General features: G+C 59.5%; 14 protein-coding genes and 1 pseudogene. 7 read left to right on the top strand and 8 right to left on the bottom strand.

Going from position 1 to position 12,836, the window contains the following annotated elements; translation table 11 throughout:
- Positions 1-22: 22 nt before the first annotated feature.
- A complete protein-coding gene (locus ACZ1HJ_RS17855; protein ID WP_472719982.1) occupies positions 23-433 on the top strand; it encodes a GFA family protein in 411 nt (136 codons plus the stop codon).
- 59 nt (positions 434-492) lie between these two features.
- Here the strand turns inward: ACZ1HJ_RS17855 and ACZ1HJ_RS17850 are convergent, their stop codons facing one another.
- Positions 493-813 (bottom strand): DUF6280 family protein, encoded by a 321-nt coding sequence (locus ACZ1HJ_RS17850; RefSeq protein WP_472719981.1) that lies wholly within the window; start codon positions 811-813, stop codon positions 493-495.
- Positions 814-1,029: 216 nt separating this feature from the next.
- Between ACZ1HJ_RS17850 and efp the strand changes: the two genes are divergently transcribed.
- The gene (efp, locus tag ACZ1HJ_RS17845) at positions 1,030-1,593 is read left to right on the top strand and encodes an elongation factor P (RefSeq protein WP_472719980.1); all 564 of its coding nucleotides are present in this window, start codon (positions 1,030-1,032) and stop codon (positions 1,591-1,593) included.
- 44 nt (positions 1,594-1,637) lie between these two features.
- Here efp and ACZ1HJ_RS17840 read toward each other — a convergent pair whose 3' ends face one another.
- Both ACZ1HJ_RS17840 and ygfZ read right to left on the bottom strand, forming a co-directional pair.
- Positions 1,638-1,931 carry a hypothetical protein gene (locus tag ACZ1HJ_RS17840; protein WP_472719979.1) on the bottom strand — a complete coding sequence of 98 codons (294 nt, stop codon included), beginning with the start codon at positions 1,929-1,931 and terminating at the stop codon, positions 1,638-1,640.
- A gap of 121 nt (positions 1,932-2,052) precedes the next feature.
- Positions 2,053-2,779: pseudogene (gene ygfZ / locus ACZ1HJ_RS17835) on the bottom strand (CAF17-like 4Fe-4S cluster assembly/insertion protein YgfZ).
- Positions 2,780-2,845: 66 nt separating this feature from the next.
- Here ygfZ and ACZ1HJ_RS17830 point away from each other — a divergent pair.
- Positions 2,846-3,517: a TIGR04283 family arsenosugar biosynthesis glycosyltransferase gene (locus tag ACZ1HJ_RS17830; protein WP_472719978.1), complete on the top strand. Its 672-nt coding sequence runs from the start codon at positions 2,846-2,848 to the stop codon at positions 3,515-3,517.
- Between the two features lie 3 nt (positions 3,518-3,520).
- On the opposite strand, the gene ACZ1HJ_RS17825 is transcribed toward ACZ1HJ_RS17830, so the two are convergent.
- Positions 3,521-4,204: a tyrosine-protein phosphatase gene (locus tag ACZ1HJ_RS17825; RefSeq protein WP_472719977.1), complete on the bottom strand. Its 684-nt coding sequence runs from the start codon at positions 4,202-4,204 to the stop codon at positions 3,521-3,523.
- A gap of 146 nt (positions 4,205-4,350) precedes the next feature.
- On the opposite strand from ACZ1HJ_RS17825, the gene ACZ1HJ_RS17820 reads away from it, so the two are divergent.
- The gene (locus ACZ1HJ_RS17820; RefSeq protein WP_472719976.1) at positions 4,351-5,547 is read left to right on the top strand and encodes a pyridoxal-phosphate-dependent aminotransferase family protein; all 1,197 of its coding nucleotides are present in this window, start codon (positions 4,351-4,353) and stop codon (positions 5,545-5,547) included.
- A gap of 7 nt (positions 5,548-5,554) precedes the next feature.
- Here ACZ1HJ_RS17820 and ACZ1HJ_RS17815 read toward each other — a convergent pair whose 3' ends face one another.
- On the bottom strand, positions 5,555-5,731 hold the full coding sequence (locus ACZ1HJ_RS17815; RefSeq protein ID WP_472719975.1) for a hypothetical protein: 177 nt from the start codon (positions 5,729-5,731) through the stop codon (positions 5,555-5,557).
- Between the two features lie 30 nt (positions 5,732-5,761).
- Positions 5,762-6,895 carry a pyridoxal phosphate-dependent aminotransferase gene (locus tag ACZ1HJ_RS17810; RefSeq protein WP_472719974.1) on the bottom strand — a complete coding sequence of 378 codons (1,134 nt, stop codon included), beginning with the start codon at positions 6,893-6,895 and terminating at the stop codon, positions 5,762-5,764.
- 100 nt (positions 6,896-6,995) lie between these two features.
- Between ACZ1HJ_RS17810 and ACZ1HJ_RS17805 the strand changes: the two genes are divergently transcribed.
- Both ACZ1HJ_RS17805 and ACZ1HJ_RS17800 read left to right on the top strand, forming a co-directional pair.
- A complete protein-coding gene (locus ACZ1HJ_RS17805) occupies positions 6,996-7,160 on the top strand; it encodes a Tat pathway signal protein (RefSeq protein WP_472719973.1) in 165 nt (54 codons plus the stop codon).
- Between the two features lie 61 nt (positions 7,161-7,221).
- Positions 7,222-8,004, top strand: coding sequence for a crotonase/enoyl-CoA hydratase family protein (locus ACZ1HJ_RS17800; protein ID WP_472719972.1), 783 nt, complete (start codon positions 7,222-7,224; stop codon positions 8,002-8,004).
- 2 nt (positions 8,005-8,006) lie between these two features.
- Here the strand turns inward: ACZ1HJ_RS17800 and ACZ1HJ_RS17795 are convergent, their stop codons facing one another.
- The gene (locus tag ACZ1HJ_RS17795; RefSeq protein ID WP_472719971.1) at positions 8,007-11,042 is read right to left on the bottom strand and encodes a valine--tRNA ligase; all 3,036 of its coding nucleotides are present in this window, start codon (positions 11,040-11,042) and stop codon (positions 8,007-8,009) included.
- Between the two features lie 155 nt (positions 11,043-11,197).
- Between ACZ1HJ_RS17795 and ACZ1HJ_RS17790 the strand changes: the two genes are divergently transcribed.
- Positions 11,198-12,184 carry a zinc transporter ZntB gene (locus tag ACZ1HJ_RS17790; protein ID WP_472719970.1) on the top strand — a complete coding sequence of 329 codons (987 nt, stop codon included), beginning with the start codon at positions 11,198-11,200 and terminating at the stop codon, positions 12,182-12,184.
- A 29-nt stretch (positions 12,185-12,213) separates the two neighbouring features.
- On the opposite strand, the gene ACZ1HJ_RS17785 is transcribed toward ACZ1HJ_RS17790, so the two are convergent.
- The gene (locus tag ACZ1HJ_RS17785; protein ID WP_472719969.1) at positions 12,214-12,831 is read right to left on the bottom strand and encodes an HD domain-containing protein; all 618 of its coding nucleotides are present in this window, start codon (positions 12,829-12,831) and stop codon (positions 12,214-12,216) included.
- Positions 12,832-12,836: the final 5 nt, after the last annotated feature.

Below are 12,836 nucleotides of genomic sequence, written 5' to 3'. Positions count from 1 at the left end.
CATTTTCGACAGGAGGGACGACATGCATATCACAGGGGCCTGCCATTGCGGGGACATCGAATACGAGGGCGAACTCAATCCGGAAAAGGTGGGGGTGTGCCATTGCACGGATTGCCAATCCCTTTCGGCGTCGGCTTTCCACGTCATTGCTGTGATCGCCGGTGACAGTTTTCGGGTCACGAAAGGCTCACCGCGTACCTACATGAAAACCGCGGAAAGCGGCAATCGGCGGCGGCTTACATTCTGCGGAAACTGCGGATCATCGCTTTATTCCGCAGAAGACAGCGATACCCCGGCTTTTTACAACATCCGCACCGGCACCCTGCATCAGCGACAAGAGGTTGTGCCGGTCTTCGAATGCTGGCGCAGTTCCGCGTTGCCTTGGGTCGAACAGGGCGCACACCGCAAGATTTTCGACAAGAACCCCGGCTAAAATACAAAAGGCCCCGCCAATTGGCAGGGCCTTTGGAAACCTCGGGGGTTTCTATTTGATCAGGCGGCTTCTGCCTGCGCCGCTGCGTTGCGGCGTTCGCTTTCTTCACGCGACAGGGCCACGGAAGTCCGTACCCCTTTCGAGACAAATTCCATCAGGCCCGAAACGACACGTTCGTTCGGGTCGATCCCCGCGCAGCTCAGCACTTCGCGCCCATCGCGCGAGCGTGCCCAACGGGCGATCTGTTCTGGACCGTTGCCATATTTCTTGTCGTCTGAAATAGCGTCGTCCAGTGCAGCCAGTACGACGGCTGCGAAGAGTTTACGTGCACGATTGCCCTGTTCACTTTTGAAGGCTGTGCCGTCAACGAAATCTTTCATGTTTCGTCCTTGTTTTCTTTGCTCTTGTAATTTTGGCGTGGCGCCCTTTATGACGACCTTTCAGTGATTCGGATAGGCTTTAAATGCATAGCTTACTTGCAATTTTTGCATAGCTTTCGCATCTGCAGCACGATATCTCGTCGTCTTGCGCCCTGTCATGTCCCCAGATATAGGGTGTGTCAAACTTCTATCAACCTTTTGACAAGGTTTTGCCAAATGCCAAAAATCAATGGAAATGAGATACGTATCGGCAATGTGCTGGAGCATAATGACGGTCTGTGGTCGGCGGTCAAAGTCGATCATGTGAAGCCCGGAAAGGGCGGTGCGTTTGCCCAGGTTGAGCTGCGTAACTTACGCAACGGAACCAAGCTCAACGAGCGATTTCGCAGCGCCGATAAGGTTGAACGTGTTCGTCTGGAGCAAAAGGATCAGCAGTTTCTCTATGAGGATGATGGTCAGCTGCATTTCATGGACGCCGAAACCTATGAGCAGATCCAGCTTCCGGCGGATATTCTGGGCGACCGGCGGCCATTTCTGCAGGACGGCATGACCATCACGGTTGAGTTCTACGAGGCCGAAGCGCTGAACGCCACGCTGCCGCAGAAAGTGACCTGCATGATTGCCGAGACGGAGCCGGTCGTGAAGGGCCAGACAGCGGCCAACAGCTTCAAACCGGCTATTCTGGACAACGGCGTCAAAGTGATGGTGCCGCCCTTCGTCGGCCCGGAAGAGGCGATTGTGGTGAACACAGAGACTATGGAATATTCAGAACGCGCCTAGTCTTACGAGACGCGCAGGTCCGCTTTGAGCCCAAAATGACGCTTCTAGTCGGGGTCCGGTTTGTTAAAGATGTCGATGTAACCCTCAATTCTGAGACCCAAGACATTTGGTTCGTCGTCTTCCTTCAAACCCGATGAAATTAATACGTCGCCAAGGGCGTCAATCAGCAGTTCAAGCTCTGTTTCGTTAAAGTTGGCGAAAAGCGTGTTGGAATGATGGGGCGAGCGAGGGTGAAAACGCCGCAGTAAATCAGCATGTTGAGCAACACTTTTGGTCTCTTTGGCAAAGAGAGCTGTCAGAAATTCTTTGTCAGCTTGTTTGATTACAATTTCAGACATGAAGGACTTTACTTACGACTACATTTTGCATTTGGGATGTGTAACCGAAAACCTTTCGACGAGCACCCATCTTCTAACAAGATTAACGGCTGCTTCGTCCGCAATTTGGGCATTCAAGCATTCAAGCCATCTGGATCACCGCATCACCCGCCTGCATATCACCCTTGGCGCGGTCAAACCGGAGATAAGCGATGGCGCGCCCGCCGGATTGGGTGAAGAGCGTACCTGCGGGTTTGCCACCGGCCGTGATGGGCGTGCCGATTGCCGCTTTGCCCTGGATTGCAACGGTGCACAGGCCCTTTCGCAATTCGGTCTTGTGTTTCATCCGGGCGGTCACTTCCTGACCCACGTAACAGCCTTTGCGGAAATCCACGCCGTTCAGCGCTTCAAATCCGGCCTCCAGCACAAATGTATCAGGGGTCAGCTCGATCCCGGTTTCGGGGATGCAGTGCGCCACACGAATGGCGTCGAAATTCGTCCCGTCATCGCCGCCTTCGGCCCCATAAAGCCGCCAGCCCATATCGGCATGGCGCGGATCGGGCAGGGCGCCCGGGGGGCGTGCCGCTGCCGCGCATGACCTGCAGCTCACTTGGCGCAATCGTTACATCGGCGCGCAGTTTATACATGGTCAGCCGCTGGATCAGGCCGGGTGATAGCGTGGCATCCACATCGAGCAAAATCGCATCGCCCCGGCGGACGAGAAAGAAATCAGCCAGGTACTTGCCCTGCGGCGTCAGAATCGCGGCATAGACCAGGCCGCCCTCCAGCCGGGCAATATCGTTGGTGATCAGCCCCTGCAGGAAGGTTTCGGCGTCCGGGCCGGTAATTTCATGGATCGCGCGGTGCATTGCCCTCTCCCACGTTTGGTCTGCCTGTAATATAGGTCGGGGCAGTGACTGCAACAGGGGCTGGACATGCGCGCGAAATTATCGGTGGTGATCCCGACGCTGAATGCGGCTGCTCCGCTGCCTGCTTGTCTTGCGGCCCTGATGGAGGGCGTGGAGGCCGGGCTGATCCGCGAGGTGGTGATGTCGGATGGTGGCTCCACCGATGCCACGCTGGACATTGCCGAAGAGACGGGTGCGGTTGTAGCCACTGGTGCGCCCTCCCGTGGCGGACAGCTCAGACGCGGGGCCGAGATGGCCGGTGGCGAGTGGCTGCTGTTCTTGCATGCCGATACGGTTTTGCCCGCCGGTTGGGCCGATACGGCAGCGGCCCAAATGGCACGGGGTGGGCCTGCCTTTTTTCGGCTGCGCTTTGATGCACGGGGCATTGCGCCATCACTGGTGGCAGGATGGGCCAATTTCCGATCGCGGGCCTTGGGGCTGCCCTACGGCGATCAGGCATTGCTGGTATCGCGGCGGGATTATGCGGCGGTGGGGGGCTTTGCGGATATTCCCCTGATGGAAGACGTTGCCATGGCGCGGGCGCTGAAGGGGCGGCTGCACATGTTGCCCCTGAGTGTCACGACAAGTGCTGCGCGCTACCAACGCGACGGGTGGATGCGGCGCGGCGCGCGCAATCTGTCGATCCTCCTGCGGTACTTTGCGGGGGTGGACCCGGCGCGCCTGTCCCGGCGATATTAGGGATCAGAATTTGGGGTTGTGCGTGGCCTCATATTGGGCTTGCGCTTCTGTGCTGTCGTACTCCGTGGCGACCCAAGTTTCGAAGCTGATCGGCTCGCGGGCATTGCGCTCTTCGTACATGTCGAAAATGAAGCCCAGAATGCCCGTGCGCGACCATTTCAGATGCAGGTATTTGACGCTCAGCATCTTGCGCGCTTCGGCAAGTGGTTTGCCTTCGATCACATGCAGGTACAGGACACTGGCGAAACCGGCGCGATCTGCCCCTGATTTGCAATGCATGACAAAGGGTTTTTCGATCTCGCGAAAGGCTTGCAGCACTGCCAGGATGTCGTCGCGTGGTGCCGCATATCGGGCATGAAGCGTGCAATTGACCAGCTTCAGACCCAGTTTGCGACAGCTTTCTTCCTCAACGAGGTAATGCGCAGCCCCGGCCGCGCCCCGCAGATTGAGGATCGATCTGATGCCCATCGCCTTGAGTTTGACAAAACGCTCATGGGTGGGCTGGTTCGAGCGGTAAACTCCCGGTGCAACAGGGAAAAAGTTCGTCCAGACCTTCCGCAGCACCGCGTGATCGAACCACAGGTTATAGATATGCGCGCGCCGTCTGTTCTCGGGCGTCGACAGGTCGGTGTTGTAGGATGCGCGCAGCCGACGTTCCCAATCGGCGATCCGCTTGAATAGGTTCATAAGGTCTGTGCGCTCCGTCAGCGGCCCATGGATGGGCTCGGTCTCATGTAGGCTGCGGCGCGGGTTATGACAAGCCGCAAGATCGGTGATTGACGCTCGGGATGATGGGTCTACTGTCGGCCCGAATCCAGAGCGGAGTGCCTGCCATGACCCTTGCCAATGGACGCCCTTATCGTGCCATTCCCGGCCCGTCGGTGATCCCTGATGCGGTGCTGCGCGCCATGCACCGCGCGGCCCCGAATATCTACGAAGGTGAGATTATCGAGCTGACCGAAGGTTTGGTGGCGGATCTGTCGGACGTGATGCGCACAGAGGGCAAAACCGCGATCTACATCGGCAATGGCCACGCTGCGTGGGAGGCGGCGCTGGACAACACGTTGTCGCGCGGGGACCGCGTGTTGGTGCCCACTACCGGGCGGTTCGGGCATTTTTGGGCGGACATGGCCGTGGGACAGGGCCTGATCCCCCAGGTCATGGATTTTGGCCGCAAGACACCGATTGATCCCGCGCAGGTCGAAGAGGTGCTCAGGGCAGATAAAGAGCATAAAATCAAAGCGGTACTGGCCACGCATGTGGATACCTCGACATCCATCCAAAACGATATTCCGGCCCTGCGCGCGGCCCTTGATGCCGCTGGTCACCCCGCACTGTTGATGGCGGATTGCATTGCATCGCTGGCCTGCGACCGGTTCGAGATGGACGCGTGGGGTGTCGATGTGACCCTTGCGGCCAGCCAGAAGGGTCTGATGGTGCCGCCTGGATTGGCCTTTTTGGCGTTCAATGACAAAGCGGCCGCCGTCCGGGCGGCGCGCGAAGATGTCAGCCGTTACTGGGACTGGACACCGCGTGTCGATCCGCAATGGTTTGCCCAGTATTTTTGCGGCACCGCGCCCACACATCACCTGTTTGGCCTGCGCGCCTCCTTGGACATGATCAAGGCCGAGGGATTGGAGGCAATCTGGCACCGTCACGCGGTGTTGGCGAAGGCGGTTTGGGCGGCGTGCGAGGCTTGGGGGCAGGGGGGACCCTTGGCGCTGAACGTGGCCAACCCTGCGGATCGCAGCACCGCGGTTACGGCGTTGAGCATTGGCGCCCCGCATGGATCCGCCTTGCGGGCGTGGTCGGCAGAGACGGCCGGTGTGACCCTGGGCATCGGATTGGGGATGGAAACCGAAGATGACCCCAAAAGCGACGGGTTTTTCCGGATCGGGCATATGGGCCACGTTAACGCCCACATGGTGTTGGGTGTCCTGGCAAGCATTCAATCTGGCATGGCCGCATTGGACATCCCGTTTGGCGATGGCGCATTGGATGCGGCAACGGCGGTCATTGCAAAAGGCTGAAAAGCGGTCAGGCGTTGCGGCCCAGACGCGAGATCATTTTGTCCAGCACATAGCCAATGATCAGCACAACCGGCAGCCCAAACAACGCCCAGAGCGTGGTGAAAATCCACAAGAGATTGACCAATCCCATCACCAGCGCGGCATTGGTATAATTCGGGGCGGAGGGCAGGTTTCCGTGTCGCATGGCGAGAGTTTAGCGCAGGAAATCCAACTGTCAGGTTAAATTTCCGTCATCGCCCGTGTGTTGGCGTGCCTCTGCCAATGCTTCGGGCAGCAATCGGGCCAAAAGCTCCAAATCCTGCGATGTACCGCAACTGATCCGGATGCAGCGATCTTGCGGGGCCACGAAGGGCATGCGCACAAATAGACCCCGGTCCACAAGTGCGCTGAGGACGTGGCGGGCGAATGCGCCGTTTCGCCCACAATCCACGGCCACGAAATTGGTGGCGGACGGGATTGTGCTCAGCCCGTTTTCCTTGGCTATGCGGGTGATCTCCTGACGGGCGGCCGCGACGTGGTTTTGTGTGGTTACCAGCCAATCCTGATCTTGTAGGGCGGCAAGGGCACCCGCCTGCGCGGCACGGTTCATGCCGAAATGATTGCGGATCTTGTCGAAGCTCTTGATCAATTCCGGCGCCCCGAACGCATATCCAATGCGGGCGCCCGCCATACCATAAGCCTTTGAAAACGTGCGCATTCGGATGAGGCGTGGATCGTTCACGTCAACCTCTGGCGATGTGCCTTCGGGTGCAAACTCGATATAGGCCTCATCCAGCAGCAAGATGCATCCCGGCGGTAAATCATCTAGCGCCTGCAGCAGGTTATTCCCCGTTATCCAGGTGCCCATCGGGTTGTCGGGATTGGCCAGATAGACAAGTTTTGCGCCCACCTCACCGGCCTTTTTGAAGAGGGCTGATGCGTCCTCATGATCCTTGCGGTAGGGTAGCTTGTGCAATGTGCCGCCAAATCCCGCGACATGGTAATTAAAGGTCGGATAGGCCCCATCAGATGTCACCACGTGATCGCCGGGCGCAACCAGCAATCGCACCAGATAGCCCAGCAACCCGTCGATACCTTCGCCGACAACGATATTGTCTGGCGTAATACCCAGATGTTCGGCCAATGCGTGGCGCAGATCATGGCTTGTTGGGTCGCCATATTGCCAAATGCTGCGGGTTTCGGCCTGCATGGCCGCGATGGCCTTGGGCGACGGGCCAAAGACGTTTTCGTTTGCCCCCAGCCGGGCGTCAAACGGCGCACCACGGCTGCGTTCCTGCTCTTCTGGGCCGACAAAGGGCACATTGGCGGGCAAGGATTGCGCGAGTTTTGTATATCGGGGACCGATCATTGGTGCAGATAACGCCATCGCGCGACGGGGTGCAAGCCCTTGAAATAAAGGCATCTGTGGTTACATATCTGCCAGTTGTAGAGGACAAGGGGGCTTCGTCATGCCCAATCTGACACGGCGCGGTTTCATCGCCGCCACGGTCGCCGCCGGGACGGTGCGCGCCATTCCCACCATCGCCACACGCGCGGGCGGTCGGCGCATCCTGACATTGGTCTACGACAAATCGCTTGGCATGATGCGCGCGGTCGAACGGGTTGTGCCCTGACGTTCCACTGGTCGCGGCGCGTCTTTTGAGGTCTTATCGGGACAGCTGACAGGAGGTCCCCATGAGCCGCGTTTCCGTAGAGATCGACAATCACATCGCCCGTGTCACCCTGACCCGGCCGGACAAGATGAACGCGGTTGATCCGGAGATGGCAGAGGCCATCGTTGCCGCCGGGCAGGGGCTGCTGGACGCCGATATCCGCGCCGTTGTCCTGTCGGGTGAGGGTAAATCCTTCTGCGCAGGCCTTGATGTGATGAGCTTTGCGAAATTCGCCGCCGGTGATCCGGAGGCGTTTGTGATGCCGCGCACCCATGGAAATACCAACCTCTTTCAAGAGGTTGCGATGATCTGGCGGCGTATCCCCGTGCCGGTTATCGCAGCACTTCACGGCGCGGTCTACGGCGCGGGCTTCCAGCTGGCCCTTGGCGCGGATGTCCGCATTGCCGCGCCGGAGACAAAGCTCGCGATCATGGAGATGAAATGGGGACTGATCCCGGATATGGGCGGCATGGTGCTCTTGCCGCAGCTTGCCCGCAGTGATGTGATCCGCCGGATGACCTACACCGCCGCGCCGATTGAGGCGGCGCAGGCGCGTGATTGGGGGCTGGTGACCGAGCTGGCCGATGATCCGCTGGCGGCGGCCATGGACATGGCGGTGGAGATCGCGGGCAAGAGCCCCTCGGCCATCCGCGCGGCCAAGCGCCTGATCGCGGTGGCGGAAAGCGGCGCGGATGAAGACGCGGTTCTGATGGCAGAAAGCCGGCAGCAGACCGATCTGATTGGCAAGCCGCACCAGATGGAGGTGATTGCGGCCAACATGGCGGGCCGCAAAGCCAGTTTCTGAGCTCAGTCGATCTCTTTTAGACGGTCGAGCGCGGCATTCAGCTTGCCCGCTTCTTCCTCGCGCAGGGCCAGGTTTTCACGCGCCTCGGCCACCACCTCGTCCGGTGCGCTTTCGACGAATTTCGGGTTGTTCAGCCGTCCGCGCAGGCCACCGAGTTCCTTGTCGAGCTTGCCAAGTGTCTTCTCCAGCCGTGCCTTTTCTTCATTGATATCAATGATATCTGCCAGAGGCAGACCAAAGCTGCCGCCCTCGACGGCTACGGTGATGCAGCCTTTGGGGAAGGCATCCACATGGGTCAGGCTGTCAATCCGCGTCAGTCGCTTGATCATCGCTTCGTTGCGGTCCCACGCGGCTTGGCCTGCGGCATCCAGCTCACTGACCAAGACGGGGATGTGCAGCCCGGCGGGCACGTGCATCTGCGCGCGGGCGGATCGCACCGCCTCGATCAGAGAAATCACCCAGTTCATCTCGCGATCGGCACCGGCATCCACCAATTCCGCGCCATATTCGGGCCAATCGGCGTGGATCAGCATCTTGTCGCGTTTGCCCAACGTGCCCCAAAGCTCTTCGGTGATGAAGGGCATGATCGGGTGCAACAGGATCAGGCATTGATCGATCACCCAGGCCATGGTGGCTTGGGTTTCGGCCTTGGTCGCCGCGTCGCCATCCATCAGCAGGGGTTTGGAAAACTCGACATACCAGTCACAGACCTTGCCCCAGACAAAGGCATAAAGCGACGTGGCGGCATCATTGAACCGGTATTGCCCAAGGGCCGCATCCACATCGGCGCGCACCTTGGCGGTCTCACCGATGATCCATTTGTTCACGGTCGCGGTCGGTTGGGGCAGGGTGCCATCGCTGCCTGTGGCCTCGTTCATCTCGGCAAAACGCGCGGCATTCCAGAGCTTGGTACCGAAATTGCGGTAGCCTTTGATCCGCTCCATATCGAGCTTCAGAACGCCCCCGAGCGCCGCCATGGCGGCGGAGGAAAAGCGCAGCGCGTCTGCGCCAAATTCATCAATGATTTCAAGCGGGTCAATGACATTGCCGACGGATTTCGACATCTTCTTGCCCTTGGCGTCGCGGACAAGCCCGTGCAAGTACACTTCGTGGAAGGGGATGCGCTCGGTGACGGGCTTCTTCTCATCCAGCACCGCCATCTGCATCATCATCATTCTAGCGACCCAAAAGAATAGGATGTCCTGCCCGGTGACGAGCACCGAGGTGGGGAAGTATTTTTTTAGCTCCTCGGTCTCCTCGGGCCAGCCGAGCGTGCCGATGGGCCAAAGCCCGGAGGAAAACCAGGTGTCGAGCACGTCGGGGTCGCGCCAGATGGGCCACTGTCCTGTGTCTTCTTCCCAAATTTTTCTCGCTTCGGCCGGTGAGGCTACTTCTAGTACATCTTCTGGCATTACCCCAAATTCAACAGCAGCGAGCGCTTTGGCATCGGAAAGATTTGGAGCGCAAAATTGCCCGAAGGGAGCAGCACTGTTTGATGTGAAGTCACCGTTTTCATCTTGACCAAGTGAATACCAAACCGGGATCTGATGCCCCCACCACAATTGCCGTGAGATGCACCAGGGCTCGATGTTTTCCAGCCAGTGGTAATAGGTTTTCTCGCCCGATTCCGGCAGGATTTTCACCGTGCCATCCTTGACCGCGTCGAGCGCGGGGCCGACGATCTGGTCGGTATCGACAAACCACTGATCGGTCAGCATCGGCTCGATCACGACCTTCGAGCGATCACCAAAGGGCTGCATGATCGGTTTCGACTCGACCATCGGCACGGTGACGGTGATCTCATCACCCTCGTCGTTCTTTTGCACTTCGGTGGTCATCACGGCCAGACCTTCATCCGTGATCTGCGCGACAACCTTGTCGCGCGCCTCGAACCGGTCGAGCCCGCGCAAGTCATCGGGGACAAGGTTGATGCCATCGGCCTCAGCCTCCGACAGCTCGCGCTCACCCTTGGCCACGGCCATCGCAACCTCGGCCATTTCGGCATAGGGTGCGCCATCCGCGCGCATGGCCCCTTTGGTGTCCATCAACCGGTACATCGGGATGCCGCCGCGCTTGGCGACCTGGTAGTCGTTGAAGTCATGCGCGCCGGTGATCTTCACGGCCCCGCTTCCGAAATCGGGATCGGGATAGTCATCGGTGATGATCGGGATCAGGCGGCGGTGTTCTTTTGGTCCAACCGGAATTTCGCATAGTTTTCCAACAATTGGCGCGTAGCGTTCATCTGATGGGTGCACCGCAACCGCGCCGTCGCCCAGCATGGTTTCCGGCCGCGTGGTGGCGATGGAGATGTAATCACGCTCTTCCTCCAGCGTGACATTCCCGTCTTCGTCCTTTTCGACATAGGTATAGGTGGCGCCGCCCGCGAGCGGGTATTTGAAGTGCCACATATGGCCTGCAACCTCGAGGTTTTCGACCTCAAGATCGGAAATCGCGGTTTCAAAATGCGGGTCCCAGTTCACCAGGCGTTTGCCGCGGTAAATCAGGCCCTTTTCGTACATGTCGACAAAGACCTTGATGACCGCATCGTGGAAATTGCCATCCTCGCCTTCGGGGGCGGAGGGCGCGCCGGACATGGTGAACGCCTCACGCGACCAGTCACAGGACGCACCAATGCGCTTTAGCTGGCCGATGATGGTGCCTCGGGATTTGATTTTCTGCTGCCAGATGCGTTTTTCAAATGCCTCGCGGCCCATCTCAGAACGCGACGGTTCCTGATTTTCAGCCATCTCGCGCTCGGTCACCATCTGGGTGGCGATGCCCGCATGATCGGTACCCGGCTGCCAGAGCGTGTCAAACCCACGCATCCGGTGCCAGCGGATCAGGATGTCCTGCAACGTGTTGTTGAAGGCGTGGCCCATATGCAGGCTGCCCGTCACGTTGGGCGGCGGGATCATGATGGAAAACGCCGGTTTGCCCGGTTTGGCATTGGCCCCGGCGGTAAAGCAACCGGCCTTTTCCCACGCCTGATAGAGGCGGTCTTCGGCCGCGGCCGCATCAAAGGTTTTTTCCATCGCCATGGGTCGTGTCCTGCACATCACTATAGGTTCCCGCACGTCTAGCGAAACAAGGGGGAAGGGGAAGCCGGGGGCGGGAATTTCTTGCGCGCGGGTGGCACGTGACACCGCGGGCGATCCATCGCAAAGTGGCGGTGAAGCGAAGCGGAGAGCAAGACATGCAGGGTTTGCGCCTTTGGCAGATCGATAACGCGGGCCGGGCCGAGGCGCTGGCGCCCCCGGTGCATGCCGGCAAGGGCTTTGCCGCGCCGGGCGATGGTTTCCAATGGCTGCACGTGGATTGCGCCGATGCGGATGCGCGGGCATGGCTGGAAGATGCGGATATTGATCCGTGGGTGCTGAGCGCGCTGCTGGCCCCGGAGACGCGGCCCCGGTGTACCGTGCATGGCGACGGGGTGGTGATGAACCTGCGCGGCGTCAATCTGAACCCCGGTGACGAGGTGGAGGATATGGTGTCGCTCCGGATGTGGATCACCGAGCGGCGGGTAGTCAGCGTGCAACTGCGACAGCTCAAGGCGGTGGCGGATGTGACGGCGGCAGTGGAGCGCGGGCAGGGGCCGACTGAGCCTGCCGAACTGGTGGCCCGTCTGGCCCTGCGGTTGGCGGACAGGGCCGAACCTGTGGTGGCCGGGCTGAATGAAAAGATCGACGATCTGGAAAGTCAGGTGATTGATGGATTGCCACCCAAAGCGCGGTTCGATCTGGGCACGATCCGGCGGGTGTCGATCCTGCTCCGGCGGCACATGGCGCCACAGCGCGATGCGCTCAGCACATTCGAGATCGAAGATCTGCCCTGGATCACGGGGCCCAGCCGGTCGCGTCTGCGCGAGGCGACCGAGCGCATGACGCGCCTGGCCGAAGAATTGGACGCGATCCGTGACCGCGCGCAAGTGGTGCAGGATCAGATCATGGACAGCCGCGCCGAGGCGATGAATCGGCAGATGCTGGTTCTGTCGGTCGTTGCGGCGATTTTCCTGCCCTTGGGGCTGATCACAGGGTTATTGGGCATCAATGTTGGCGGCGTCCCCGGCGTCGAGGATGACCGCGCGTTTTGGGTCGTGACCGGGCTGCTGGTGGTTCTTGGGGTGGTTCTGGCGTGGGTGTTCAAGCGTATTGGCATGCTTGGACGCCCAAGCGATCGCTGAACACGAAGCCAAACCGGTGCTGCGTGCCGTCAGCGGGACGCGGCAACGGCCTTGTCGACCAGTGGTTCGCGCGCGCCGGGGCGCATGACATCCGCGTCATAGGGCGTGCGCGCAAAAACCTCTTCGACCATGGGGGCAAAGAATTCCAAGGGCAGATCATCGTAGTTCGGGTCAAAACTGGCCTGATCCCACCGCTCGCAAAACTCGGCGCAATCGTCGAAATAGGCATGGCCCTTGTAGCGGTCGCGCTTGTGTTGGTTGGCCCCGTCCAGATGGTGGCCATAATAAAGCATCTGAAAATCGCCATGGGTCTGCACGCACCATGTTACCTGCTCGCGGACAAAGGGTTTAAGGATCGTGGCGGCATATTCATCATGGTTATACGGCGCGTAGATGTCGCCGATGTCGTGCAAAAGCGTGCCCACAACCCAATCAATGTCGGCGCCGTCGCGCCACGCGCGGGTGGCCGATTGCACCGAATGGCCCAGACGCGTGATCTGATATCCCGACAGGCTTTCATCCAAGTCTACCAGCGCTTTGAGCAACCGGTGCGCCGTGTGTTTGGTGTGGTCAATTTCATGCGCGTTCAGGAATTCATAGTCTTCCTTGGTGCCATCCTTCATCTGGGTAAATTTCACGCGGTCCATGGCTT

The sequence above is a fragment of the Roseovarius sp. JB2-10 genome, from assembly GCF_055693585.1.
This window is presented reverse-complemented; position numbering and strand designations above follow the sequence as displayed.